The sequence below is a fragment of the Dyadobacter pollutisoli genome (genome assembly GCF_026625565.1).
GTDB classification, from domain to species: Bacteria; Bacteroidota; Bacteroidia; order Cytophagales; family Spirosomataceae; genus Dyadobacter; species Dyadobacter pollutisoli.
In genome coordinates, this window is sequence record NZ_CP112998.1 from 5,936,379 (window position 1) to 5,960,284 (window position 23,906).

At 46.3% G+C, this 23,906-nt stretch carries 19 protein-coding genes; 7 read left to right on the forward strand and 12 right to left on the reverse strand.

Annotated features, from left to right (window positions below; translation table 11 throughout):
* Positions 1-11 precede the first annotated feature (11 nt).
* A complete protein-coding gene (locus tag ON006_RS24405) occupies positions 12-458 on the forward strand; it encodes a lipocalin-like domain-containing protein (protein WP_244822636.1) in 447 nt (148 codons plus the stop codon).
* 63 nt (positions 459-521) lie between these two features.
* Here the strand turns inward: ON006_RS24405 and ilvC are convergent, their stop codons facing one another.
* The 4 genes from ilvC to ilvD all read right to left on the reverse strand — a co-directional run bounded on the left by ilvC (position 522) and on the right by ilvD (position 5,671).
* A complete protein-coding gene (ilvC, locus tag ON006_RS24410) occupies positions 522-1,568 on the reverse strand; it encodes a ketol-acid reductoisomerase (protein ID WP_244822637.1) in 1,047 nt (348 codons plus the stop codon).
* 65 nt (positions 1,569-1,633) lie between these two features.
* Entirely contained in the window at positions 1,634-2,167 is a 534-nt protein-coding gene (gene ilvN / locus ON006_RS24415) for an acetolactate synthase small subunit (RefSeq protein WP_244822638.1), read from the reverse strand.
* An 18-nt stretch (positions 2,168-2,185) separates the two neighbouring features.
* Positions 2,186-3,946, reverse strand: coding sequence for a biosynthetic-type acetolactate synthase large subunit (ilvB, locus tag ON006_RS24420; RefSeq protein ID WP_244822639.1), 1,761 nt, complete (start codon positions 3,944-3,946; stop codon positions 2,186-2,188).
* A gap of 39 nt (positions 3,947-3,985) precedes the next feature.
* On the reverse strand, positions 3,986-5,671 hold the full coding sequence (gene ilvD / locus ON006_RS24425; RefSeq protein ID WP_244822640.1) for a dihydroxy-acid dehydratase: 1,686 nt from the start codon (positions 5,669-5,671) through the stop codon (positions 3,986-3,988).
* 325 nt (positions 5,672-5,996) lie between these two features.
* On the opposite strand from ilvD, the gene murQ reads away from it, so the two are divergent.
* Positions 5,997-6,800, forward strand: a complete 804-nt coding sequence (gene murQ / locus ON006_RS24430; protein ID WP_244822641.1) for an N-acetylmuramic acid 6-phosphate etherase — start codon at positions 5,997-5,999, stop codon at positions 6,798-6,800.
* Between the two features lie 3 nt (positions 6,801-6,803).
* Here the strand turns inward: murQ and ON006_RS24435 are convergent, their stop codons facing one another.
* The 3 genes from ON006_RS24435 to ON006_RS24445 all read right to left on the reverse strand — a co-directional run bounded on the left by ON006_RS24435 (position 6,804) and on the right by ON006_RS24445 (position 9,751).
* Complete coding sequence (locus tag ON006_RS24435; RefSeq protein WP_244822642.1) at positions 6,804-7,814, reverse strand: zinc-binding dehydrogenase; 1,011 nt, start codon at positions 7,812-7,814, stop codon at positions 6,804-6,806.
* A gap of 11 nt (positions 7,815-7,825) precedes the next feature.
* Positions 7,826-8,614 carry an NIPSNAP family protein gene (locus ON006_RS24440; protein ID WP_244822643.1) on the reverse strand — a complete coding sequence of 263 codons (789 nt, stop codon included), beginning with the start codon at positions 8,612-8,614 and terminating at the stop codon, positions 7,826-7,828.
* 105 nt (positions 8,615-8,719) lie between these two features.
* Positions 8,720-9,751, reverse strand: coding sequence for a PorP/SprF family type IX secretion system membrane protein (locus tag ON006_RS24445; protein ID WP_244822644.1), 1,032 nt, complete (start codon positions 9,749-9,751; stop codon positions 8,720-8,722).
* Between the two features lie 278 nt (positions 9,752-10,029).
* On the opposite strand from ON006_RS24445, the gene ON006_RS24450 reads away from it, so the two are divergent.
* The 3 genes from ON006_RS24450 (at position 10,030) to ON006_RS24460 (ending at position 14,490) form a co-directional block, all read left to right on the forward strand.
* The gene (locus ON006_RS24450) at positions 10,030-12,852 is read left to right on the forward strand and encodes a PKD domain-containing protein (RefSeq protein WP_244822645.1); all 2,823 of its coding nucleotides are present in this window, start codon (positions 10,030-10,032) and stop codon (positions 12,850-12,852) included.
* Between the two features lie 98 nt (positions 12,853-12,950).
* The gene (gene ruvB / locus ON006_RS24455; protein ID WP_244822646.1) at positions 12,951-13,976 is read left to right on the forward strand and encodes a Holliday junction branch migration DNA helicase RuvB; all 1,026 of its coding nucleotides are present in this window, start codon (positions 12,951-12,953) and stop codon (positions 13,974-13,976) included.
* An 88-nt stretch (positions 13,977-14,064) separates the two neighbouring features.
* On the forward strand, positions 14,065-14,490 hold the full coding sequence (locus tag ON006_RS24460) for a (deoxy)nucleoside triphosphate pyrophosphohydrolase (RefSeq protein ID WP_244822647.1): 426 nt from the start codon (positions 14,065-14,067) through the stop codon (positions 14,488-14,490).
* Here ON006_RS24460 and ON006_RS24465 read toward each other — a convergent pair.
* Positions 14,473-15,834, reverse strand: coding sequence for a dihydroorotase (locus ON006_RS24465; RefSeq protein WP_244822648.1), 1,362 nt, complete (start codon positions 15,832-15,834; stop codon positions 14,473-14,475). The two genes, ON006_RS24460 and ON006_RS24465, sit on opposite strands and share 18 nt — an antisense overlap.
* A 72-nt stretch (positions 15,835-15,906) precedes the next feature.
* On the opposite strand from ON006_RS24465, the gene ON006_RS24470 reads away from it, so the two are divergent.
* Positions 15,907-16,599, forward strand: a complete 693-nt coding sequence (locus tag ON006_RS24470) for a ComF family protein (RefSeq protein ID WP_244822649.1) — start codon at positions 15,907-15,909, stop codon at positions 16,597-16,599.
* Between the two features lie 52 nt (positions 16,600-16,651).
* Here the strand turns inward: ON006_RS24470 and gldJ are convergent, their stop codons facing one another.
* On the reverse strand, positions 16,652-17,914 hold the full coding sequence (gene gldJ, locus ON006_RS24475) for a gliding motility lipoprotein GldJ (RefSeq protein WP_244822650.1): 1,263 nt from the start codon (positions 17,912-17,914) through the stop codon (positions 16,652-16,654).
* 173 nt (positions 17,915-18,087) lie between these two features.
* On the reverse strand, positions 18,088-21,441 hold the full coding sequence (mfd, locus tag ON006_RS24480; protein ID WP_244822651.1) for a transcription-repair coupling factor: 3,354 nt from the start codon (positions 21,439-21,441) through the stop codon (positions 18,088-18,090).
* Positions 21,442-21,650: 209 nt separating this feature from the next.
* Here mfd and pnuC point away from each other — a divergent pair, with 209 nt between their 5' ends.
* Complete coding sequence (pnuC, locus tag ON006_RS24485) at positions 21,651-22,265, forward strand: nicotinamide riboside transporter PnuC (RefSeq protein WP_244822652.1); 615 nt, start codon at positions 21,651-21,653, stop codon at positions 22,263-22,265.
* Positions 22,266-22,441: 176 nt separating this feature from the next.
* Here pnuC and ON006_RS24490 read toward each other — a convergent pair whose 3' ends face one another.
* Both ON006_RS24490 and ON006_RS24495 read right to left on the reverse strand, forming a co-directional pair.
* Positions 22,442-22,888 (reverse strand): barstar family protein, encoded by a 447-nt coding sequence (locus tag ON006_RS24490; protein ID WP_244822653.1) that lies wholly within the window; start codon positions 22,886-22,888, stop codon positions 22,442-22,444.
* A gap of 74 nt (positions 22,889-22,962) precedes the next feature.
* Positions 22,963-23,886, reverse strand: coding sequence for a sugar phosphate isomerase/epimerase family protein (locus ON006_RS24495; protein ID WP_244822654.1), 924 nt, complete (start codon positions 23,884-23,886; stop codon positions 22,963-22,965).
* Between the last annotated feature and the right edge of the window lie 20 nt (positions 23,887-23,906).

The following is a 23,906-nucleotide window of genomic DNA, read 5'->3' on the forward strand; positions in this document are numbered from 1 at the left end:
ATGGGCAAACTGTGTCCGACAAATCGCACAAAATCAGCCCATTGGAAGGAATCTGGTCGTTGGTAGCCGTAGAAAACACTAATCCTGACGGTACCAAAACATTCCCGTATGGGCAAAACCCCGTCGGTATGCTGGTACTGGCTGACCGGAATTATGCCATTCAGATTTTGAAGGCTGTCCGCCCGAAAGTGGCTGCTAATGATAAAAACAAAGCAACACCGGAGGAAAACGCTGCGCTCGTTCAAGGGAACAACTCTCATTTTGGAACTTACTCCCTGAATGAGTCAAAGCAAGCCATCACGTTTCATGTTGATCATGCTTTTTATCCAAATTGGGAAGGTACAATTCAAGAACGAACTTACACGCTTTCAGACAACCGGCTTTCTTATGTCGTCACGAATACGACCAATGGAGGGGCCGTGACGGCGGTAGTTGTCTGGGAAAAGAAAAAACCTTAGCCTGTCAAACGAAAAATCCCGGAAGCGTAAACTCCCGGGACCTTGAAATAGCATTTAAGCTGATTAGCTACGTTCCGGACGAAGGCCACGAACCGTAGAACCTGCCTGCCACATTTCTGAGTCACGCAATTCTGCCAATTCAACTTCCAGTTTCACACGGTAGTCGGGTTGTGAGTTACGTGTGATAGAGATTGTCGCTTGCTCGCCACTTTTTACAGAGTTGTAAAGTTGTTCGAAAACAGGCTTAGTAGCATCACGGAAAGGTTTCCACCAGTCAAGCGCACCACGTTGAGCGGTAGTTGAACAGTTGGCATACATCCAGTCCATTCCATTTTCAGCTACCAATGGCATCAATGATTGGGTCAATTCTTCCACTGTTTCGTTGAATGCTTCGGATGGAGTGTGTCCGTTTGAACGAAGTACTTCATACTGAGCAGCAAAGATTCCCTGGATAGCACCCATCAAAGTTCCGCGCTCGCCGGTAAGGTCAGACGTTACTTCACGGTAGAAATCTGTTTCGAACAAATATCCTGAACCAACACCGATACCCATAGCAATACATTTTTCACGTGCTTTGCCAGTTGCATCCTGGAAAACAGCGAAAGAAGAGTTCAAACCTTTTCCTTCAACGAACAAGCGGCGAAGTGATGTTCCTGAACCTTTTGGAGCAACCAGGTACACATCCACGTCCGCAGGAGGAATGATACCAGTCTGATCTTTATAAGTTACACCGAAACCATGTGAGAAATACAATGATTTTCCGGGAGTAAGGTTCGCTTTTACAGTCGGCCACAATTCAATCTGAGCAGCGTCAGAAAGCAGGTAGCAAATGATCGTTCCTTTTGCCAATGCTTCTTCCAGTTCGAAAAGTGTTTCGCCTGGTACCCAACCGTCAGCAACGGCTTTGTCCCATGACTTACCACCTTTGCGTTGACCAACGATTACATTAAAACCGTTGTCGCGCATGTTCAAGCTTTGGCCTGGGCCTTGTACGCCGTAACCAATTACAGCTATGGTTTCATTAGAAAGTACTTCACGTGCCTTTTCAAGAGGAAATTCTTCACGGGTTACTACTTCTTCTTCGACCCCGCCGAAATTTAATTTTGCCATTGATTATTGATTGGATTATTGATTTACTACGAATTAAAAAACAATACTACTTAAAAGTTGATTGACTATTGATAATACTCCCATTCAGCTTCCGGAAGATAATCTACCAGGGTTTGAGGCGATTTGCTCACCGCTACCCGTCCCGATCTTACAAATTCCAGAATTTCGTGAGGTTTGATATAGTCAAAGAATTCAAAAATCTCTTCTTCCGTACCCGTTTTCTGAATGATTACATAAGTAAGGTGCCAGTAAACGACCCAAGCCTTGTACACTTTATTAATTGTTTCAATGTCAAGCGGTTTGGCTCCGATAGGTGTCGAAATTTTGAACATTGCAATTTCGTTGTACACGATATCGTCATTGAGATACCCAAAAACAGCCAGTACTTCTATCACTTTACGAATCTGGCGGACCAGTTTCTCCACTGCCTCGCGGGATTCGTGATGAATGACGATTGTAAAGCGTGATATACCCTTACGTTCTGTCTCAGAAACCGTTAAGCTGTCAATGTTGATCCGTCTGCGGGTAAAAATCGTTGTGATCTTATTCAGAATACCAATGGTATTTTCAGTAAAGACACAGATGGTGTATGATGTCATAATTTTATGAGTGTCTGATTATTCAAGTCTGATATCCGCCACACAAGCTCCGGTTGGAACCATCGGGAAAACGTTCTCTTCTTTTTCCACCAATACTTCCAGCAAATACGGCTTGTCGGAAGCGAGCATCGTATCCAGTGAATCGTTCAGGTTTTCGCGCGCCGAACAAGTGTGCCCGTTGATACCGAAACCTTTGGCAATCGTGATAAAATCAGGGTTTTGAAGCTCTACAAACGAATAGCGTTTTGCATGAAAAAGCTGTTGCCACTGGCGCACCATTCCAAGGAAGTTGTTATTCAGGATAATGATCTTCACAGGCAAGCCACTTTGTGCAATGGTACCCAGTTCCTGAATGGTCATCTGGAAACATCCGTCGCCAATGATCGCCACTACTTCACGGTCCGGCGCTCCTACCTTCGCTCCGAAAGCAGCTGGTAATGCATAACCCATTGTACCCAATCCACCGGAAGTGATAAACGAATTCGCCTTTTTGAACTGATAGTAACGAGCCGTCATCATCTGGTGCTGGCCCACATCAGCTACTATTACTGCCTCACCTTTGGTTTTATTCGAAAGTGTACGGATCACCTCCGCCATCTTGATTTTCTCGGTAGTAGGCGCCAGTTCAGGTTGCGTGATCTTCTGATCTTCAATCACATCGAACTTTTTGAACTCCGCTCTCCAACCTTCGTGATTGTTTTCCTTCACGAGGGGCAGCAACATTTCCAAAGCAATTTTCGCGTCTCCCACAACAGGAGCGTCTGCTTTCATGATTTTATCAATTTCCGCAGGATCAATTTCAATGTGAACGACTTTCGCCTGTTTCGCATAGCGGCTCAAATCTCCGGTTACGCGGTCATCGAAACGCATACCCACTGCAATAATGAGGTCACACTGATTCGTCAGCACATTGGTACCGTAGTTCCCGTGCATTCCCAGCCAGCCTACGTAATTCGGGTGATCAACTGACACAGAGGACAGTCCCAATAATGTTGAAGCCGCAGGAATATCTGTTTTCTCAATAAATTTGATCAATTGCTCCTCAGCCTTAGCGATTTGAACACCGTGACCGAAAAACAGGAACGGACGTTTCGCCTGGTTGATCAATTTCGCAGCAGCAGCCACCTGATCTTCTTTCGGAGCCAGACGTGGGTGATAGCTAATCAGTTTTTCACATTTTTTGTGAGCAAAAGGCTTAGTCATCAATTTCTGTTGCGCATCCTTGGTAATGTCAATCAATACCGGTCCCGGACGGCCAGATTTGGCTATATAAAATGCTTTTGCAATAATTTCAGGAATTTCATCCGCGTAAGTGATCTGGTAATTCCACTTGGTAATAGGAATGGTAATTCCCATCACGTCCGTTTCCTGAAATGCATCGGTACCCAACAAATGCGAAGCTACCTGCCCTACAATGCAGACCATTGGCGTAGAGTCGATAATCGCGTCAGCGATCCCGGTCACAAGGTTTGTCGCTCCCGGTCCTGATGTTACCAGACACACACCTACCTCACCGGTGGTGCGTGCAAAACCTTCGGCAGCGTGTGCAGCACCTTGCTCGTGACGCACCAGAATGTGGTTCACCTGGTCCTGATAATCGTAGATAGCGTCATACACAGGCATGATCGCACCACCCGGATAGCCGAAAATGGTTTCGACACCTTCTGCTATCAGCGACTGGATTACCGCGTGAGAACCATTGATCAGTTCCGGCTTTGCTACTGCAACCGCCGGCTCAGCAGCCTGAATTGTTTGTGTTTGATTTTCATTAAATTCCATGACTCCTCAATTTATTTAGTCGGATGAATTTTATGTTCTTTACGCTTCGTCGGTCACACAGCCTTCGCTCGCTGACTTCACGGTGCGGATATATCTTCCTAACATTCCTTTTGTAAAACGTGGCGCGGGCTGAACCCACAGTGCTTTGCGAGCTGCCATTTCTTCGTCGGAAATATGCAATGTCAATTGGCGCGTATTTGCGTCGATGCTAATTCGGTCGCCGTCCTTTACCAGTGCAATCGGTCCGCCGTCAAATGCTTCCGGTGTAATGTGGCCTACTACGAAACCGTGTGTTCCGCCTGAAAAACGCCCATCCGTGATCAATGCGATCTTGTCGCCCAATCCCGCTCCCATTACAGCAGACGTAGGTTTCAACATTTCCGACATTCCTGGTCCGCCTTTTGGGCCTGCATTACGGATCACTACCACATGTCCTGCTTTGATCTCTCCTTTTGACAGCATTGTAATAATTTCCGACTCATGCTCACAAACCTTAGCCTCTCCGTCGAAAGTCATCCCTTCTTTCCCTGTAATTTTCGCAACAGCACCAGTTGGCGTAAGATTGCCATACATGATCTGAATGTGGCCGCTTGATTTGATTGCTTGTTCCAGAGGGAAAACCATTTTTTGTGTGTCAAAATCCAGATCAGGCGCTTCTGCAAGGTTTTCAGCAACCGTTTTGCCTGTCACTGTGATGCAATCTCCGTGGATCAAGCCTTTGGAATATAAATACTTGGTAATAGCAGGAACACCGCCAATCGCCAAAATATCTTCCATGTAGTACTTACCGCTTGGTTTCAGATCCGCGATAAAAGGTGTGCGATCCGAAATCGCCTGAATGTCGTCCAATGTCAGCCAAAGTCCTGCTGAACGTGCGATCGCCAGATAGTGCAATGCTGCATTGGTAGAACCTCCAAGCGCCATAACCACTGTCAATGCGTTTTCTAGGGACTTTTTAGTGATAATTTCCTTTGGAGTGATATTCAGTTCCAAAAGGTTTTTCATTGCAGCGCCGATTTTTTTGCACTCTTCCTGCTTGCCTTCGTGGGTAGCCGGGTAAGAACTGCTAAACGGCAAGCTCATTCCCATCGCCTCGATAGAAGCAGCCATGGTATTGGCAGTGTACATTCCACCGCAAGCTCCCTGGCCAGGGATTGAATTTTGTATAACTCCTTTGAAATCTTCGTCTGAAATATTATTCGCAAACTTTTTACCGAGTGCCTCAAATGCAGAAACGATATCCAGTTTTTGTCCTTTATAATGTCCCGAGCGGATCGTTCCGCCATAGACCATGATCGCCGGACGGTCCAGACGAGCCATCGCCATAACAGCACCGGGCATGTTTTTATCGCAACCTACTACTGCAATCACACCGTCGTACCATTGCGCGGCAACAACCGTTTCAATGGAATCAGCGATAATGTCGCGGCTTGGCAAAGAGTAACGCATACCGTCATTTCCGTTGGTCATCCCGTCGGAAACGCCGATTGTATTAAAAATAAGGCCTACCATATCATTGGCAGTAACGCCTTGCTTCACATACACTGAAAGACCATTCAAATGCATGTTACAAGGGTTTCCCTCATAACCTGTACTGGCAATCCCAATCTGTGGTTTTGCAAAATCTTCTTCCTTTAACCCGATGCCGTAAAGCATTGCCTGCGCAGCCGGATTGGTAACTTCCTGAGTAAGGGTTTTTGAAAATTTGTTTAGTTCTGTCGCCATTGGTGAATATATATGTAAATAAAAACACCTCACTCATTTGCAGTGAGTGAGGTGCCAGGTTATGTGCTATCATCCCACTCACGCGAAACGCGTGACGATAATTAGGGTCGGGACGAAGAGATTTAAAATCATTTCAGCGTAACAACTAAGTTCAGCGAAATTTCGCTCATTTCTTGTTGGTGATACAAATTAGCAGGCTATCTTTTTATTTTCCAAACATTAACAGCTTTTTTTGTCAATATTCTACGATTAATACCAAATTTAACATTGGTAAAGCATCATATACGGAAAACAATTAATTTTGAATTTCAAAATCACCATTCAAATGCTTACCACCGAATCATCTTCCAACTACCATGATCTTGAAAAAATGAGCGTTCAGGACATTCTGACTTCCATTAATAACGAAGACCAGACCGTCCCAAATGCTGTTCAGAGATCCATTCCGCAAATAGAAGCCCTTGTTGAGCAGATCGTTCCGCGCATGAAAAAGGGAGGCCGCCTCTTCTATATCGGCGCCGGTACCAGCGGAAGATTGGGAGTGGTGGACGCATCAGAATGCCCGCCGACATTTGGCGTACCTTTTGATCTCGTGGTAGGAATTATTGCAGGAGGAGATACTGCCATCAGAAAAGCGGTGGAAAATGCAGAAGACGATTGGAACCAGGCCTGGATTGACCTGAAACCGTATGAACCCAATGAAAACGACACATTAATAGGCATAGCAGCATCAGGCCGCACACCTTATGTGATTGGCGGACTGAATGAAGCGCAAAAAGCACGTCTGCTGACGGGCTGTGTGGTGTGCAATGATGGCTCACCTGTCGCCAAAGCAGCCGAATTTCCCGTGGAAGTAGTAGTAGGCCCTGAATTTTTGACAGGAAGCACGAGAATGAAATCCGGTACCGCTCAGAAACTGGTCCTTAATATGATTTCAACGGCTGTCATGATCCGGCTGGGCAAAGTGAAAGGTAACAAAATGGTGGATATGCAGCTTACGAATGAAAAACTGGTCAATCGGGCGCAGCAAATGATTATCGACGAGCTGCATGTGAATGCGGCCGAGGCTGAGAAATTGCTGAATCAATATGGAAGTGTTCGGGGCGCCATTGAATCGTTGCAGAAATAGATTTTAGATTTTCAGAACAATTTTCCCAAACTGCTGTCCCGAATCCATCAGACGCAAGGCTTTTTCAGCATCATCGAGCCGAAAAACGGTGTCAATGATGGGTATTATCTCTTTTTCTTCCACAAATTTTATCATTTCCTGAAACTCTGACTCTGTGCCCATTGTGGTTCCGAGGATGTTGAGCTGCTTGAAAAATACTTTGGCGGGAACAATGTCCGTGATGTTGCCAGTTCCACCTCCATAGAAGCAAATTCTCGCGCCGGGGGCTGCAATGTCAGTCAGCTTGGCGAATCCCGGACCGCCGGCGCTATCGATAATGACATTGAAATAACCCAATTTCGGACCGCGCGCTTTTACCAGCAAATCCCGAAACCAGGTTGGATTTTTATAGTTAACCCCACCCTTTGCACCCATTTCAATGGCTTTCTGGATTTTTTGATCCGAGCCGGAAGTAACCCAAACTTCCGCACCGGCTGCGATGGCAAACTGGATTACGAATAACGCGACGCCTCCGCCTGCACCAGTAACCAACACTTTGTCTCCTGGCTGCCACTTCGCCCGGGTATGCAATGAACGCCAGGCGGTTAACGCGCCAAGTGGTAATGTGGCCGCTTGCTCGAATGAGAGATATGCTGGTTTTTGAACCAGATAAGGGGCTTCTACTTTGACATATTCTGCAAAAGTCCCGTTATCCGGCAAACCTAGTATTTTGTGCTCATCTCCGTAAAAATCAGGATTTTCGCCCCAATTCTGAGATGGATTAATGATCACTTCCTTGCCCAGCCACGCGGAATCCACGCCTTCGCCAATTTCACTTACAATGCCCGCACCATCCGATCCCGGAATAATGGGCGTAGTGATTTTGGGATAAAGTCCTTTTTGAATCCAGACGTCGCGGTGATTTAATGAAGCTGCTTTCAGCTGAACAATCACCTCACCAGCACCGGCCTGTGGTTTTTCAACGTCTTCAATGACCAGAGGCTCGTGAAGGTTTTTGATAATTGCAGCTTTCATTCAATTCGGGCTTAGATATCTGAATAGTCGGTCGGCGTTAAATAGAAGCTCGTGTTTTTGGACACATTATTCTGATACTCGGGGTTTACTTTCAATTTGTTCCACTCCGCATCGGCACTGAATGCTTTCCAATGCTCGTCACGGGATGCCTTGTTGTCGAATGTGGTCATATACATCAAGTTTGGCTGATGGCTGCCTGCAATTACTTCTGCATAGAATACCGCATTAAAGCCAAGTCGCTCAAAAAGAGGAACTTCTCCGCCGTCGTTGAACATTTTCACCTTGTTCCGATAGATTTTTTCAGTGTGGCCTTCGTAGCTGCGCAATTCATAAACGCGCTCCGATTTTGGACCGGTTAATGCTGGCTTTTTGTGCATCGGCATGCCTGTAAATGCTTGCAAAACAATTGTTTCGTAGCGCGCGTAAGGCGCATTTTTGTATTCTGCGTCAATGTAATCTTTGCCGGCAGAAGCGTAGGCTGCATCTTTTGCCAATGTTTTTGGTATATCCAGCAATTGTTCCAGCGATTTCAAAGGCGTAAAAACGTAGATCAATTTTCCAGCCATTGTATCGGAAGCAACGGGTTTGAAAACGCCTACATTCTTAATTCCTGCGCGGTGCATAGCCGGAATATATGCGTCTTTCAAATAGTTTTCTACTCTGGTTTCCTGATCGGAATTTTTCAAGTGATATATCTTGATTTCATAAAACTCTCTTTTGGGAGGTGCGGCAAAAGAACTCAGGGTAATGGTAAACAGCAGCAATGCAACGATTGCATTTAGCTTCGAATGTCTGGTCATAATAATTGGCAAATATTGAATGTGGATTGTTGGTAAAAAAAGACCGGCATTTATCTTGTTTACCCTAAACACAATTAATATTTTACCTATCCTGGCAAAAAAGTCTTAGAATTTGGGACAGGAGAGCTGTTTTTTGCTGCTCTTACTACGCTTGGGCTTAGGCTCCAAAGGTGCGAATATGTAGGAAAGTGAAATCTCGTGAGCTCCGCCGCTGCCAGCCCCCAATGTTGAAATAGTGAGGTCGTAGCTGTAACCAATGGAAAATTTATCCTGCCGAAAACCCGCGAGAAAAATCAGGGATTCGTGGTTGTTGATGTTCTGCTCATATTTTTTGAAAGGTATACCACGGTACCAGGCACCTAAAACAAGCGGCTCGATGGTTGCATACAAACCGGCATCAAACTGATCGTATTTTCCTTGCTTTTTGTACATAATAGCGGGAGAGATCGTCTTTTCCTTATCAATTTCGTCGCCAAGAAAAGTGTATCCCGCAAACGGAATGCGCAAACCCGCCTGCAAACTGGCTTTTACCGGAAGTCTCGCTTCCGACAACGATGAAAACGCCTGGTTAGGCCTGTTCAAATGGTGAGCCGAAACCCCTGCCCAGTACCAGTCGGAATAAAGCATTGCGCCCGCCCCGAAATCAGCATAAAAAACATTGGGCCCGCCTTTCGCAAAAGGATCCTCCGAAGGTTGTCCTGTTAGCCCGCCATTATTATACTGGTCACCAAATGTCAGTCCGAAATAATCCAGTGTCCGGGAGGCAAAACCGCCCTGAATACCGAGCCTTAACGAAGTAACATCATTCATCCGGACCTGGTAGGAATATTGCAATGCCGCCTCGGTCGATTTAAGGTTGCCCAGGCCCTGGCTATCCATCGTCACCAGCACGCCGACACCGCTATTGAAATTGGACAAAAACAGATCAGCACCGATAGATGTAGTAACAAAATTGGCCGAAAGTGATGGCCACTGGTTACGATAATTGATGGTTGCACGCGGCGCCAATGCCCCTCCTGCCAGTGCCGGATTAAGGTACAGGGGATTGGCGTAAAACTGTGAGAATTGAGGATCCTGGCTCCAACCTTTCAGGCAGGACAGTGTCAATATGAAAAGGAGAAGTATACGCTTGATCATATATTTAACTAGTTGCTGCTCTTTAATTAGCAGCGCGATTTCAGGCTGAAAAAAATAACAGGATTAATTTCACAAAATATCTTCAAATTGCGTATTAATATTCAAAATAGAGTGGTTTTACCGACATTAGCACACAAAATTTTAACATTTTATTTTCGTTAGTATTGTCGGGTGATCTGAATATTAATTGTGGTGGCCGGGGGTGTTTGAACAAGTAACGAAACATGGGGCGATTTTATAATAAGTACCAACAAATATTTTATACATTTTTCTTTCTTATGCTGTTGTCAACAGTGTATGTAAAGGCGCAAGCTCCGTTTCTGGTGGAAGGTCAGTGTATGCAAAATCCTGACTGCGAAGCTGACTCTACTACATTCAAGGATACGCTAAGTACAGCCATTGCGTGGCGCTGGAGTTTTGGAGAAGGCGGTGCTTCGGACACACGCCGCAATGCACAGCACTCTTACATGGCACCCGGCTCATACACAGTCACATTGGTACGGACGATCCGCGGAGGCAGCCAGCAGACGGTTTCACAAGTCATACAAATCGGCGAATTGCCTCCCTCATTCCAGCAATGGAAAACTGATACGACCATTTGCCCGGGCGATACGCTCATTCTCGATCCTTATCCCAATGGCGCTCCCGAAGGAGCCCGGTATGTTTGGTACCCGAAAGGAGATACCACCCAGACGTTAAATGTCGATAGCTCAGGCTGTTACTCTGTGGAAGTGATTTTGCCCAATGGCTGTAAAATCCAGGACAGGATCAATGTGAAGATCTGTATGGAGCCCGTGAATCAGGAAGGTGCCAAATGGTTTTTCGGAGGTAATGCAGGGCTTGATTTTTCCAATAGTCCCCCCACACCCATCACCGACGGCAAACTGAACACCCCGGAAGGAACCTCAGCCATAGCCAATTCGAAAGGGCAGCTGCTCTTTTACTCTGACGGTATTACGGTATGGAACAAGAACGGGGACGTCATGCCCTGTTTTGCGCCGGGGAATTGCGCCCCGTTGAAAGGAAGCCCGAATTCCACGCAATCCGTCCTCATTGTGCCCCAACCAACCTGTAAAGGCTGTGAATACCTGTTCAATGTCTTTACAACATCAGATATCAACGGTGAAAAGCTGTTAACGGTAAGTGTTGTGGACATGCGGAGAAACAATGGGCTGGGTGCAATTGTTGAACAAAACACAACATTGCAGCAACCTACCACCGAGCGTATAGTGTCCGCACGTAACGATCGCGACAGTACATACTGGGTTATTTCACACGATTACGGAACTAACAAATTCCGCATTTACCACGCTACTACCGGAGGATTGGTAGAAAGCAGCGCACCTGAACTGGGTATGGCCCATGACAGCGTCGGAAAAGCGCAAGGTTATATGAAATTTTCTTCGCCGGATACTACTACCGGTCAGCGCAGACTGGCAGTGATCATTCCTGGTCCTCCCAAAAATTATGTAGAATTGTTCAGTTTCAATGATTCTACCGGTGTATTAACCTATGATAAAACCATTGACCTCGGCCCCGCTCCACCCACCGCTTATGGGATAGAATTCTCACCCAGCGGCGAAAAAATGTACATTTCATTCACGGGAGAAAACGGTACCAGTTCCTATCTGAAACAATACGACCTGACATTGCCCGATAGTCTCTTAACGGAAACGGCCATCACCATTGATAGTTCGGCTACCCGAAAGTTTGGCGCATTACAATTTGCGCCTGATGGGAAGATTTACATGGCCATTGAAGGCAGTGACTACCTCGCTGTCATCGGCGAGCCGGAAGGAAATTCCCTCACAGGGGTTGAATATGAAAGAGATGGCGTGAACCTGGGTGGTAAAAAGAGCGAGCTGGGGCTTCCTAATATGGTTCAGGATTTTACGCAAGAATCGTCGGGACCCGGTTTCGAGGCCGATGGGTTTTGTACCAATGAACCTACCAATTTCACGGCCAGCCCCATTTGCGACCCTATTGAAGATAGTTATCAGTGGGATTTCCTCGGTGACGGCAGCTTTACCGCACCTTCCAAAGAAACAAAAGCTACCTACACCTACACAAAACCGGGTACATATATGGTACGCATGCGCGCGACCAATAAATGCAAGGACACGACCGTAGTGCAAGAAGTAACGATTTATGAAACACCGCCGCAAATCAGTCTCGGCGCTGACAAAGATACTTGCGGCGCATATGTGCCGCTGGATATGAAGGTAGAGGCAGAAGTGTACGCCTGGATTCACCGCGGAAGGGTGGTAGGTCGCCAGAGAACTTACCGCGCTATCGCCACAGGCCGTTATATTGCCGTTGCTTTCAATGGCCCGCAAGGTCAGTGTTTTTCTGCCGATACCATTGAAATTACATTAAGAAGGCCTCCCGCGTTTACCATCGGGCCTGACACCACACTCTGCCGCGACAGTTCTATCGTGCTAAGAGTGCAAAGTGACCGATGGATCGAGTACAACTGGAGTACCGGCGAAAAAACAAGGGAAGTGACGATTGCGCAGCCTGGCACATACATTATTACTGTAAAAGACAGAAACGACTGCTTCAATGCTGATACCATTCAGGTGGGCGAACTGCCTTCTCCGATACTGAATCTTGCACCGGAAAATGTGATCTGTATTCCGGACGGGCAGTCGGTAATCCTGGATGCGAACGGGCAAGGGCAGCTTTCCTATCTCTGGCCGGCGTCGGGCGACACCACCCGTACCATTACGGTAGACAAGGAAGGGCAGTATATAGTCCGGGCTACCAATAGGGAAGGCTGCGTGACCGAGCAGGTTACCGAAGTGGTGGATAAATGCGAACCGCGGTTTTTCATTCCTGATGCATTTACCCCCGACGGAGAAGGCCATAACGAGATACTGGAAATTTTCGGAGCTTATTATACCAATTTCTCAATCCGCATCTATAACCGATGGGGAGAAGTTATTTATGCTACCAACAACCTGGAAGCACGCTGGGACGGTACCTACAAAGGGTTGAAAGTACAGCCCGGAGCTTATCCATATGTACTTTCTTTTGAGAGTCTCTACTACCCCGAGCGTGCCCCGATCGTGAAGCGCGGCTCCGTGATGGTGATCAGATAATCCTTCTTTTTGCAGATTAAAACAATTATTTTTGATTAAATAAATTTTCAGTCGCTGCTCACCGGCAGCGACTGTTATAACTGCCTATCCAATCCATTATGCGCCAGGATTATCTGTCCGGAGATAAAGAAAATCTATCCAATACTGAAAAAGAGATCGAACGTGCATTGCGTCCGCTGACTTTTGACGACTTTACCGGACAGGATAAAATACTCGAAAACCTTAAAATTTTCGTTCAGGCAGCCCGCCAGCGGGGAGACGCATTGGATCATGTTCTCTTACACGGTCCTCCGGGTTTGGGAAAAACCACATTGTCCAATATCGTTGCCAACGAACTCGGAGCAGGCATTAAAATCACTTCCGGGCCCGTGCTGGATAAGCCCAGCGATCTGGCGGGGCTACTTACCAATTTGCAGGAGCACGACGTTCTTTTCATTGATGAGATCCATCGTCTCAATCCAATTGTGGAAGAATATCTGTATTCGGCAATGGAGGATTACAAAATCGACATTATGCTCGACAGCGGGCCCAATGCCAGAAGCATTCAGATCGGACTAAACCCGTTCACTCTCATCGGAGCCACTACCCGGGCGGGAATGCTCACGTCGCCGCTGCGCGCCAGGTTCGGGATCAATGCGAGACTTGAATATTATGACGCTCAGTTGCTTTCGTCTATTTTAAAACGTTCAGCGGCCATTCTCGGCACGCCCTTGGAAGACGATGCTGCATTTGAAATTGCGCGGCGCAGCCGCGGGACACCCCGTATCGCCAATAACCTGCTCCGCCGTACCCGTGATTTCGCACAGGTAAAAGGCAATGGAAGAGTAACAGTCGCCATCGCCGAAATGGCATTGAAAGCACTGGATGTGGATCAGAATGGGCTGGATGAAATGGATAACCGCATTCTCAGTACCATTATCAATAAATTCAAAGGCGGCCCCGTTGGCTTATCGACCATAGCAACGGCTTGTGGAGAAGAGGCTGAAACGATCGAGGAGGTTTACGAACCATTTTTGATTCAGGAGGGCTATATGAAACGCACTTCACGCGGCCGCGAGGTGACCGAAAAGGCGTTCAAACATCTGGGCGTAATACCACGTCGCCGGTCAGACGAGCTGTTTTGATATCTGTATTTTTTAAGAAGTTTTAACAATTAAATGCAAATACGATCAAGAAATAGTAACTTTGCGGTAAATTACCGTAACCGCCTCTATGATTGAAGTATTGGTTTCCGAAAAGTTGGTAGTGAGAGTGCCTTGTGCTGTGATCGAACATAATGGAAAAGTACTGGCAGGTCAGCGTAGCGCAGCATTATCTTTCCCTTTACAGTGGGAATTCCCCGGTGGTAAGCTCGAAAAAGGTGAGACCGACGAGGAAGGTCTGGTCCGCGAAATCAGAGAAGAACTCAACGTCGAAATTGAAATTATCCACAAGCTTCCTGTAACTACCAAGGACCAGGGCTGGCGTGAAATTGTGTTGGTACCATTCGTTTGCCAGCTAGCTACCCTCGACATTACGCTTACAGAACACGAGCAAATCCTGTGGCTCGATCCCGAAGATCTCCCCTCCCTTGACTGGACCGAAGCAGACCTAAGCGTGATCCAGGACTACTACGATTACCTATCGGTTAAAAAGTAACCGTTTCCCTTTTACCTCTTCATTGAATTTTCCGTTTTCAAACACCAGATTTCCCGACACAAAAGTGTGCGTGATCTGAGAATGAAAATCTGTCCCTTCGAAAGGCGACCACCCGCATTTGGAATAAAGATCCGACGACTGAACTTGCGTTACTGCATTCACATCCACCAGAATTAAGTCCGCCCAGTAACCTTCACGAATGTATCCCCGGTCACTGATCTGAAAGCAATCGGCCACGGCATGGCTCATTTTTTCAACGACTCTTTCCACTGAAATCTTGCCTGCTCGGCTTAGTTCCAGCATGACATTTAACGTATGCTGTACGAGGGGCAATCCCGAGGGAGCCTGCCAGTAAGGCTGCGCTTTCTCCTCAATCGTATGCGGCGCGTGATCCGTAGCAATCACATCAATGCGATTATCGAGTACGGCCCGCAAAATCGCCTCTTTATGATGTGGCGCTTTGATCGCCGGGTTACATTTGATTTTGTTACCCAATGTATGATAATCCTCCGCGTCGAACCATAAATGATGCACGCAAGCCTCAGCCGTCACCAGCTTGGGTTTGCCGTCAGCGAGCAGGATTTGGCCGTTGCTACGGTTTCCTACTTCAAACAAATGAACTTCATCGCCGGTTGAAATGTGCAAAATGTGCAGTCTGGTGCCGTGTTTGTGTGCCAGGGAGCTTGCGAATGATGAAGAGGTAAGGCACGCTTCTTCATTTCGGATCAATGCGTGAATGTTGTAAGGAACATTCTCCCCATATTTCTCCTTGAAAAAAGCCATACGTTGTTTTACCGTAGGCTCGTCTTCACAATGTGTCGCGATAATGCAGGGCGCATTGGCAAATATTTTTTCCAAAACCTCAGGCGCATCTACCAACATATTACCCGTTGACGAACCCATAAAAATCTTGATCCCACAAACCTCAGCAGGGTTAGTACGCATTACTTCCTCATAATTATCATTGGAAGCACCCATAAAAAATGAGTAGTTCGCCAGCGAAGTATCCGCGCCGATCTGGTACTTATCAGCCAGTAAATGTTGTGTGAGCGTATTGGGAACCGTATTCGGCATTTCCATAAAAGAGGTTACGCCACCTGCTACCGCTGCTTTGGATTCTGTATAAATATTGGCTTTGTATGTCAGCCCCGGTTCGCGAAAATGTACCTGATCATCAATCACCCCCGGCATGAGGTACTGTCCTTTGGCATCAATTACCCTATCCGCCGACTCATGCTGCAAATCTTTTCCGATTCTTTTAATGTGACCATTTTCAATTAATACGTCCAATTCCTGAACCTTATTTTCATTTACTAAGAGTGCATTAACGATCAGCGTTGTCATGTCCGGATAAGTAATTTATGTCGTGCAAAGGTATTCAGTCGCTCCGAAATTCACTCATTGAACACTGTAAAAATGAATCTGAAAAATATTTTAAAGGATTTTATTGACCTGATATTCCCCAGATGTTGCGGAGGCTGCGATATGTCATTGAAGGGAAATGAAGAAACATTGTGCACCGCTTGCAGGATCACACTACCCAGAATCGGCGTTAACAGTCTCAGCAGCGACGTAATGCAATACAAATTCATCAATGTACAGCAAGTAGTCTCCACACATTCATTTTTACTTTTTACCAAAAAAGGAAAAGCACAAAAGCTCCTGCATGCATTGAAATACAAAGGCTGCAAAGAAGTAGGTGTTCTGCTGGGTTTTATGTTTGGACAGGAAATGCTGGCCAGCGGCAACCTCCCCGGCGCAACTCTGATCATCAGTGTGCCGCTACATCGTAAAAAGAAGAAAATCCGGGGCTACAATCAAAGCGATCTGCTCGCAGAAGGATTTTCCCAAGCAACAGGTATTCCGTGGACAGGTACTGCGCTTGAAAGGGTCAGGTATACCGATACCCAAACAGGAAAAAGCAAAAGCGAACGGAGGGAAAATGTAAAAGGCGTATTCGCCATGAAAGAGCCGATTGAAGAACAAAGCGTCATTATCATAGACGACGTACTTACTACCGGCGCCACGCTCGAAGAATGCGCTGAGACATTGTTGAGGGCCGGTTGCAAACAACTTTACATTCTCACCATTGCATTGGCCAGGCATTAAAACAAAAAAAACCGCTACCCGGAAGAGCAGCGGTTTTTCAAAACGAGTAATATTATTCTTTGTGACTTCCGGTAGCGATCATTGCGCAACGGAAACCTACCATTGCAGTCGCTGAATCCTGATCCATATAACGGCGTGTTCCCGGAGATAGCCAGTAAGCTACATCTGACCATGAGCCGCCTTTATACACTCTCAGTTTATCATCCACCAAAGAGTTACTGTTTTTAGTATCGTAGTTTTTAGATTCATCCTGGTAGCCATCGCGACGGAATGAGTTAAGATCGTTCACATCACTGTTGGATAATGGACGGTACACGTCATACACCCATTCGCTCACGTTCCCGGCCATATCATACAGACCATTGTCGTTGGCAGGATATGAACGGATCTCCTGAGTAATGATCGCTCCGTCATTGGATTTACCGGCGATACCGGCGTAGTCACCAGGACCGCGTTTGAAGTTCGCAAGCATAGTTCCCTGCTTCCGGCCACGTGGCTGGCGCATGGTTGAACCATCCCATGGATAAATTCTGGAATTAGCCTGGTTTTCATCGGAGTACTGAGTTCCGATCATCGCCATAGCAGCGTATTCAAATTCTGCTTCTGTCGGAAGGCGGTAAGGAGGCATTACGTAGCCGCTTTCAATTCTAAGCTGCGGTGCGGGACCAGCCTCGGCTGTCGCCACTGCTTCGGCTGCCTTCTTTTTCTTGCCAAATGAAAATCCTTTTTTCTTTTTACCGCCAGCTGCTGCCGCTCCGGCGGTATTGTTAGCCTGGCTCACTGCAGCCGTACGCCATGCGCAGTAGTCATTAGCCTGAACCCACGACACACCCACAACAGGGTACAGACGGAAACCCGGGTGACGCAGATACATGGTCACGTAAGAATCATTGAATGATAATTCGTTGAACCAAACGTTGGTATCTGGTAAAGCTTTGCTGTAAAATTCCTCAGATGAATCTCTTTGAACTGCGTTTAAGTATTCAAGATAGTGAACGTTGGCCACCTCAGTCTGGTCCATATAGAACGACTGGATGGAAACTGTTCTTTTGGGATTATCCCTTCTGCTCATTACATCTTCTTCCAAAGATCCCATCGTAAAACGCCCTCCTTCAATATAAACAAGGTCAGGACCAGCAGGAAGTGCTTTGTATTGTTTCACTTCAAAACCATCTTTGCCGTTGTAAGCCAAGCCCGTTTTAGAACTTGTTTTACCTGGCTTTAAGCTGGTAGGCCTCTTGTTTTTACTACATGAAGTAGCCGCTAATAACACAATCAAAATCAACGCGATCGACCGGGTACCCATCTTTTGCATGCAAATCATTGCTTTAAAGTGACTTAAGTGTTTGGTATTTTATAGTATGCGAAACCGCAAATGTATGAAATCAATCGAAATTAATTACAAAATCAATGATCTGATCTTTTTAACAGGATCACTGCTTTTAATCAATGTGACCCAGTCATCGTGACCCGGTCAATGTGACCCAGTCATCGTGACCCGGTCATCTCCATTAAAAGGTTACGTGCCTGGTCGATGTTTTTAACATCCTCACAGATCAGCATCAATTTACCTTTTTGATCTTTTAAAGCAATTTGTCTCGGGTGTTTTTTTATGTAGTCAATCACCAGCCCGAACTTTGCTGACTGAAAGAATTCATCGTTCTGCGAAGTAACGAAGTAGCCTTTCATTGTATTGCTTTTCAAAGTTAATTTTTCAAAGTGCAAAAGCTCTGCCTGCCAGCGTAAACGCACCGTTTTCAAAAGATCCTGAACCTCTGGCGGTACCGGACCGAAACGGTCGAGTATCTCTTTCTCAAACTTAGCCAGTTCTTCTTCTGTTCCGATATTGTCAAGGCGGGTATATAACGACAATCTTTCGGAAATATTTTTGACATAATCGTCCGGTATCAATGTAGCATAATCCGTTTCAATCTGACAGTCGGGAACCAGGTTCTTCGGAAGGCCTAACGCCCCGGCAAACAGGTCTTTAAACTCATTATTTTTCAATTCCTGTACCGCCTCGTCCAGCATTTTGTGATAAAGCTCATAACCCAGATCATTCACAAAACCACTCTGCTCAGCTCCCAGCAAATTACCCGCGCCACGGATATCCAGATCGCGCATCGCTACCTTGAAACCATCTCCCAGCTCCGAGAATTCTTCCAATGTCTGCAAACGCTTCCTCGAATCACTAGCCAGGGTGGAAGCAGAAGGAGTAAGCAGGTAGCAAAATGCCTTCCTGTTCGACCGTCCTACCCGGCCGCGCATTTGGTGCAAATCCGACAACCCAAACATATGGGCCGTGTTGATAATGATCGTATTCGCGTTGGCAATGTCAATTCCCGATTCGATAATGTTCGTCGAAACCAGTACGTCGTACTCGCCTTCAATGAAATTAACCATCACCTTTTCGAGCTTATCGCCATCCATTTGCCCATGTGCCACGCCTATCCTCACATCAGGAACCAGACGCAGTATAATGTTAGCAATGGATTCAATGTCATTTACCCGGTTATGGACGAAGAAAACCTGCCCGCCGCGTTGTACCTCAAAACTGATCGCATCGCGGATAAACTCTTCACTGAATGAATGTACTTCGGTTGTTACCGGCTGCCGGTTTGGCGGAGGCGTCGCGATCACGGAGAGATCCCTGGCACCCATTAAAGAAAAATGAAGCGTTCTTGGAATCGGTGTCGCGGTTAATGTGAGCACATCTACATTGACACGCATTTCTTTCAAACGATCCTTTGCTTTTACGCCGAATTTCTGCTCTTCATCGACGATCAGCAGCCCCAGGTCCTTGAATTTGACGTCTTTATTCAAAATCCGGTGGGTACCGATCAGAATGTCGATCTTTCCCTCTTCTGCCTGTTTCAATGTATCCTTGATCTCTTTGGGAGATTTAAACCGGTTGATATACCCAACTTTCGCAGGAAAATCCCCCAGCCGGTCACTGAATGTTTTAAAATGCTGCATGGCCAGGATAGTGGTAGGCACGAGTACCGCCACTTGTTTGCTGTCGCAAACTGCCTTGAAAGCCGCCCGTATGGCAATTTCTGTTTTACCAAAACCCACATCTCCGCACACCAGGCGATCCATCGGATGCGCTTTTTCCATATCCTCCTTCACATTGGCCGTAGCAGTGGCTTGGTCAGGCGTGTCTTCATATAAAAAGGATGATTCCAGCTCGGCCTGCATATAATTGTCCGGAGAAAAAGGGAATCCCGGAGCCTGCCTGCGTTTTGCATAAAGCGCAATCAGCTCATGTGCAATGTCTTTAAGCTGCTTCTTGACTTTGGATTTCTTGTTCTCCCATTCGCTCGAACCCAGCTTGCTCATAGCAGGCGGTGTACCTTCCTTACCGGTATATTTCGCGATTTTGTGGAGGTTATGCACACTCACATATAAAAGGTCATTGTCACGGTAAATCAGCCGGATCGCCTCCTGTTCTTTACCATTCACATCCTTCCGCTCCATTCCCGCAAACCGCCCTATACCGTAATCGACGTGGGTCACAAAATCGCCTGGTTGTAGGGATTTCAGTTCTTTCAGCGTGATCGCCTTCGATTTACTGAATTTCTCCTTTAACCGGTATTTATGAAAACGGGCGAAAATCTGGTGGTCCGTATAGCAGGCGATCTTCATGTTATCATCCACGAATCCCTCCCGCAGCGAAATGTGCATGGGCCTGAATTTGACGAATGGGTCAAGGTCTTCGAAAATCCTTTCCAGCCTGTCGAGCTGCCTGGGCTGCTCGGCGACAATGATATTAATATAGCCTTTGGACTGATTTTCTGACAGATCGTCGAGTAACCTTTTAAAATCTTTATTGAATGATGGCTGTGGCTTCGAAGAGTAGGGAAGCTTACTTTCCGTTTTGAAATAGGTTTTTTTACCAAACTCGACAGTTTTGAATTTCTTGACCTGTGTCAAAAATCCTCTCCTCGTTTCAAAAAGGTCCTGAGGATTGGAAACGATCTGTATCCCCCCGCCCGTTACTTCCTGCAGTGCCTTTTCCGCTTTTTCAAAACAATTTTCAATGACTTCCAGCGTCAGTTCCGCGTCTTTGAACCACAATGTGGTCTCGGCGGGAAAGAAATTCAGAAATGACTCCCGTGTCTCGTGCGAGAGCTTTTGCTGAATGTCAGGTACAATGTTGATCTGCTTGGCCGTTTCAATGGACAGCTGCGTGTCGGGATCAAAAGACCTGATGCTTTCTACCTCGTCCCCAAACAGTTCGATACGAAAAGGGTGCTCGCTGGCAAATGAAAAAACGTCCAAAATACCGCCGCGAACCGAAAATTGCCCGGCTTCGAACACGAAATCCGTGATCTCAAATCCGTAACTATTCAGAAATTCGGTGAGAAACGAGGGATCCAGTTTTTCACCAACCTTTACCGAGAATGTATTGGCTTTAAGCGACCGCTTGTTGATCACTTTTTCAAACAACGCCTCTGGGTATGTTACGATCTGGATCGGTGTAGACCGCCCCACATTGAGCTTATTAAGGATTTCGCCGCGCATCAGCACATTGGCATTATCCACTTCCTCGTAATGGTAAGGCCTTTTATAAGATGTCGGATAGAAGAGTACCTCTGTCTTTCCGATCAGGTTTTGCAGGTCATTTTGAAAATAAGCTGCTTCCTCCCGGTCGCTCAGGACGTACACTGCCGGGCCTTTTTTTCGCTGCTGAATAGCTGCACTAACCACGGCATCCAGGCTTCCTACCAATCCCTTGATCTGAACATGCGCCGCTTCCGGTTCTTTGGAGGCAATCTGGTTCACCAGAACATCCAGGTAACTATCGCCTCCGTATAGTGTCAATAAGTCTCTAACTTCCAATTAATATCGATGATGATGCGGCCAAGTCCGCAGTGAATGTAAACGCAAAAAGCCGTTCCGGGAAATTACCCCGACCGGCAAAAAAGATAACAACAGTTTTTCCGATTTTGTTGCTGTCATTGTAATGCTACAAAAATAGCCCTAAATGAACGAGTGCACAAAAATCCGGTTTATCATTTTACTTTTACCGTATTAAGATTTTGTTACTGATGATCGACTGGCTCAATCACTCCATTTCCCTCGCCGGGCTGCTTACTACTCCTCTTGAAATTCTGGGATTCCTGACCGGGGCGATCTGTGTTTATCTCAACACCCGGCAGAATGTACTGGGCTGGTTTTTCGGGATAGTCAATGCAGTGTTGTACGCGGCTGTTTTCTGGCAGGTCAGGCTCTACGCCGACATGGGTTTGCAGGGTTACTATTTCCTAACGAGCATTTACGGCTGGTGGATGTGGAAATTCGGAGGACAGACGCACAACGGGGTCAAAGTAAGTTATACACCAGCGAAACTGTATCCGGTATTCGGGCTGATTTTTATCGTAATAACCATTTCCTGGGGGTTTTTGCTCGGTCGCTTTACCAACGCAAGCCTCACTTATGCCGACTCTGCGTTAACCATTGCCAGCCTGATCGGCCAATGGATGATGGCCAGAAAGTACCTCGAAAACTGGATTATCTGGATCGTGGCCGATGCCTGCTACGTGGTCATGTATTTTTACAAAGATCTGCACCTGACGGCCATTTTATATGCAGTGTTTCTCGTGTTAGCGGTAATCGGGTATGTGCAGTGGCGGAAGGATGTTGTCAGGGTTAGTCAGTTGTAGTCAGGAATGGTCAGACATCGTCATTCATCGTCAGGTGTGGTGATTTATCGTCAGAAATAGTCATTTGTAGTCAGATGTGGTCATTTATTGTCAGTTGTCGTCATTAATGTTATACTAAAAATGACAATACCTGACCTCATGACTATCAGTGACTCTTATGACTAAAAATGACGATTTTAATCAATTGTATCAAACGGTATTTCCTGCTCTTCCAGTAAAGCACGGATGCGGGTTGAATCCTTAAATACAATCTGCAATTCTTTCTTCGCCACACCTTCCTCCTCTTCATCCATCCATTTCCAATCCTCAGCAGTAGCGTCAAAAATATCGATTACCGAAAGGATCTTTTCTTCTGATTTTTCTTTGGATAACCAGTCCGACGAGTGATCAATGTAAATAATCACTTTTTGTTCCTTGATCCATTCCAGATCATTCAACATCTCGTCCAATGCATCCAGGTTTTTCCCTGAGTAATCCGGGAAGTTCATGGCAACACCAATTTGGTCATGAAAATCCTTGATCGACATTGCTTTTTGACCATCGATGTGTGCTATAAATGCACCCAGAAATGTTTTGCGGATATCTGATTCCTCCTTGGCGATCAGGAAGTGTGTGTTTTTCATACGTTGGTTCGGTTTTAAACAGCACCGCAAGTTATGGAAAAATACAGGTTCAAAACCACCCCAGCCTCCCCGATTTACTTCAAATACCGCTTTCTTAACAATTGCATCATATGTACGTTAATCGCCCACTGGTCAGCGAGTGGCTGGTGTGTGAACGGAACCGTGGGTAAATAATTGGGTGGGCCAAACTCTGTCAATACCGTCAATGTTTCCCCGGCTTTCACTTTTTGCTCCACTACCACATCCCACCAAGCCAAATGTGCCTTCACCGCCGCTTCCCATTCCGGGGCGCGGGGATCATTTACCTGCGGGCCTTCTTCGTGGCCTATCCGTGAGTGAATGTGACCCACGCGGGATAATGCCAGTTTCACCGTTTCCTCCTGGTCCTGCAATAGGCTTTCATGCACATTGCACCAATGCGAAATGTCGAGCGTCAATCTCAGTTCCGGGTTTTTCTCAATAAAATTTCTCGCAATGTGCGCCGCAAAAAGCATACGTCCGCGATGCGTTTCGTGGTAAATAGGTATACCGGTTTTAACTGACGCCTCGGTGGTATGGTCTATGAAAGCCTTGTTTTGCTCATAGGTGAAAAAATCCCGTCCGCTGTGGCAATTGATGTATAAAGGCTTTTGTACGAACTCTGTCGTAGCTGCATTTATCTGCTTTTTAAATGCCTCTAAATGAGTCTTGTGATCCTTTTCTCCCGAGCCGCACAAAATTCCTACCTGCAAATCATATTTCTTCAATGCATCAAAAAGCTCCTTTTGTTTTTCCTTCGAACCGGGCCACCACATTTCCGTACCGTCATAACCTTCTTTCTTAATTGCGGCACAAAAAGCATCGGTAGTACCAGGGTAACCCCAGTTGGTACCAAGGACTTTCAATGACAATTTGTTTTCAAACTGAAAGGGGGCCTCGACGGAACTTGCAGCAGCATCCAAACCAGCCACAACTCCTGCGGTAGTAATAGCAGTATTAATAAAATTCCGGCGATTCATTGATTTGATATTCTGAAATT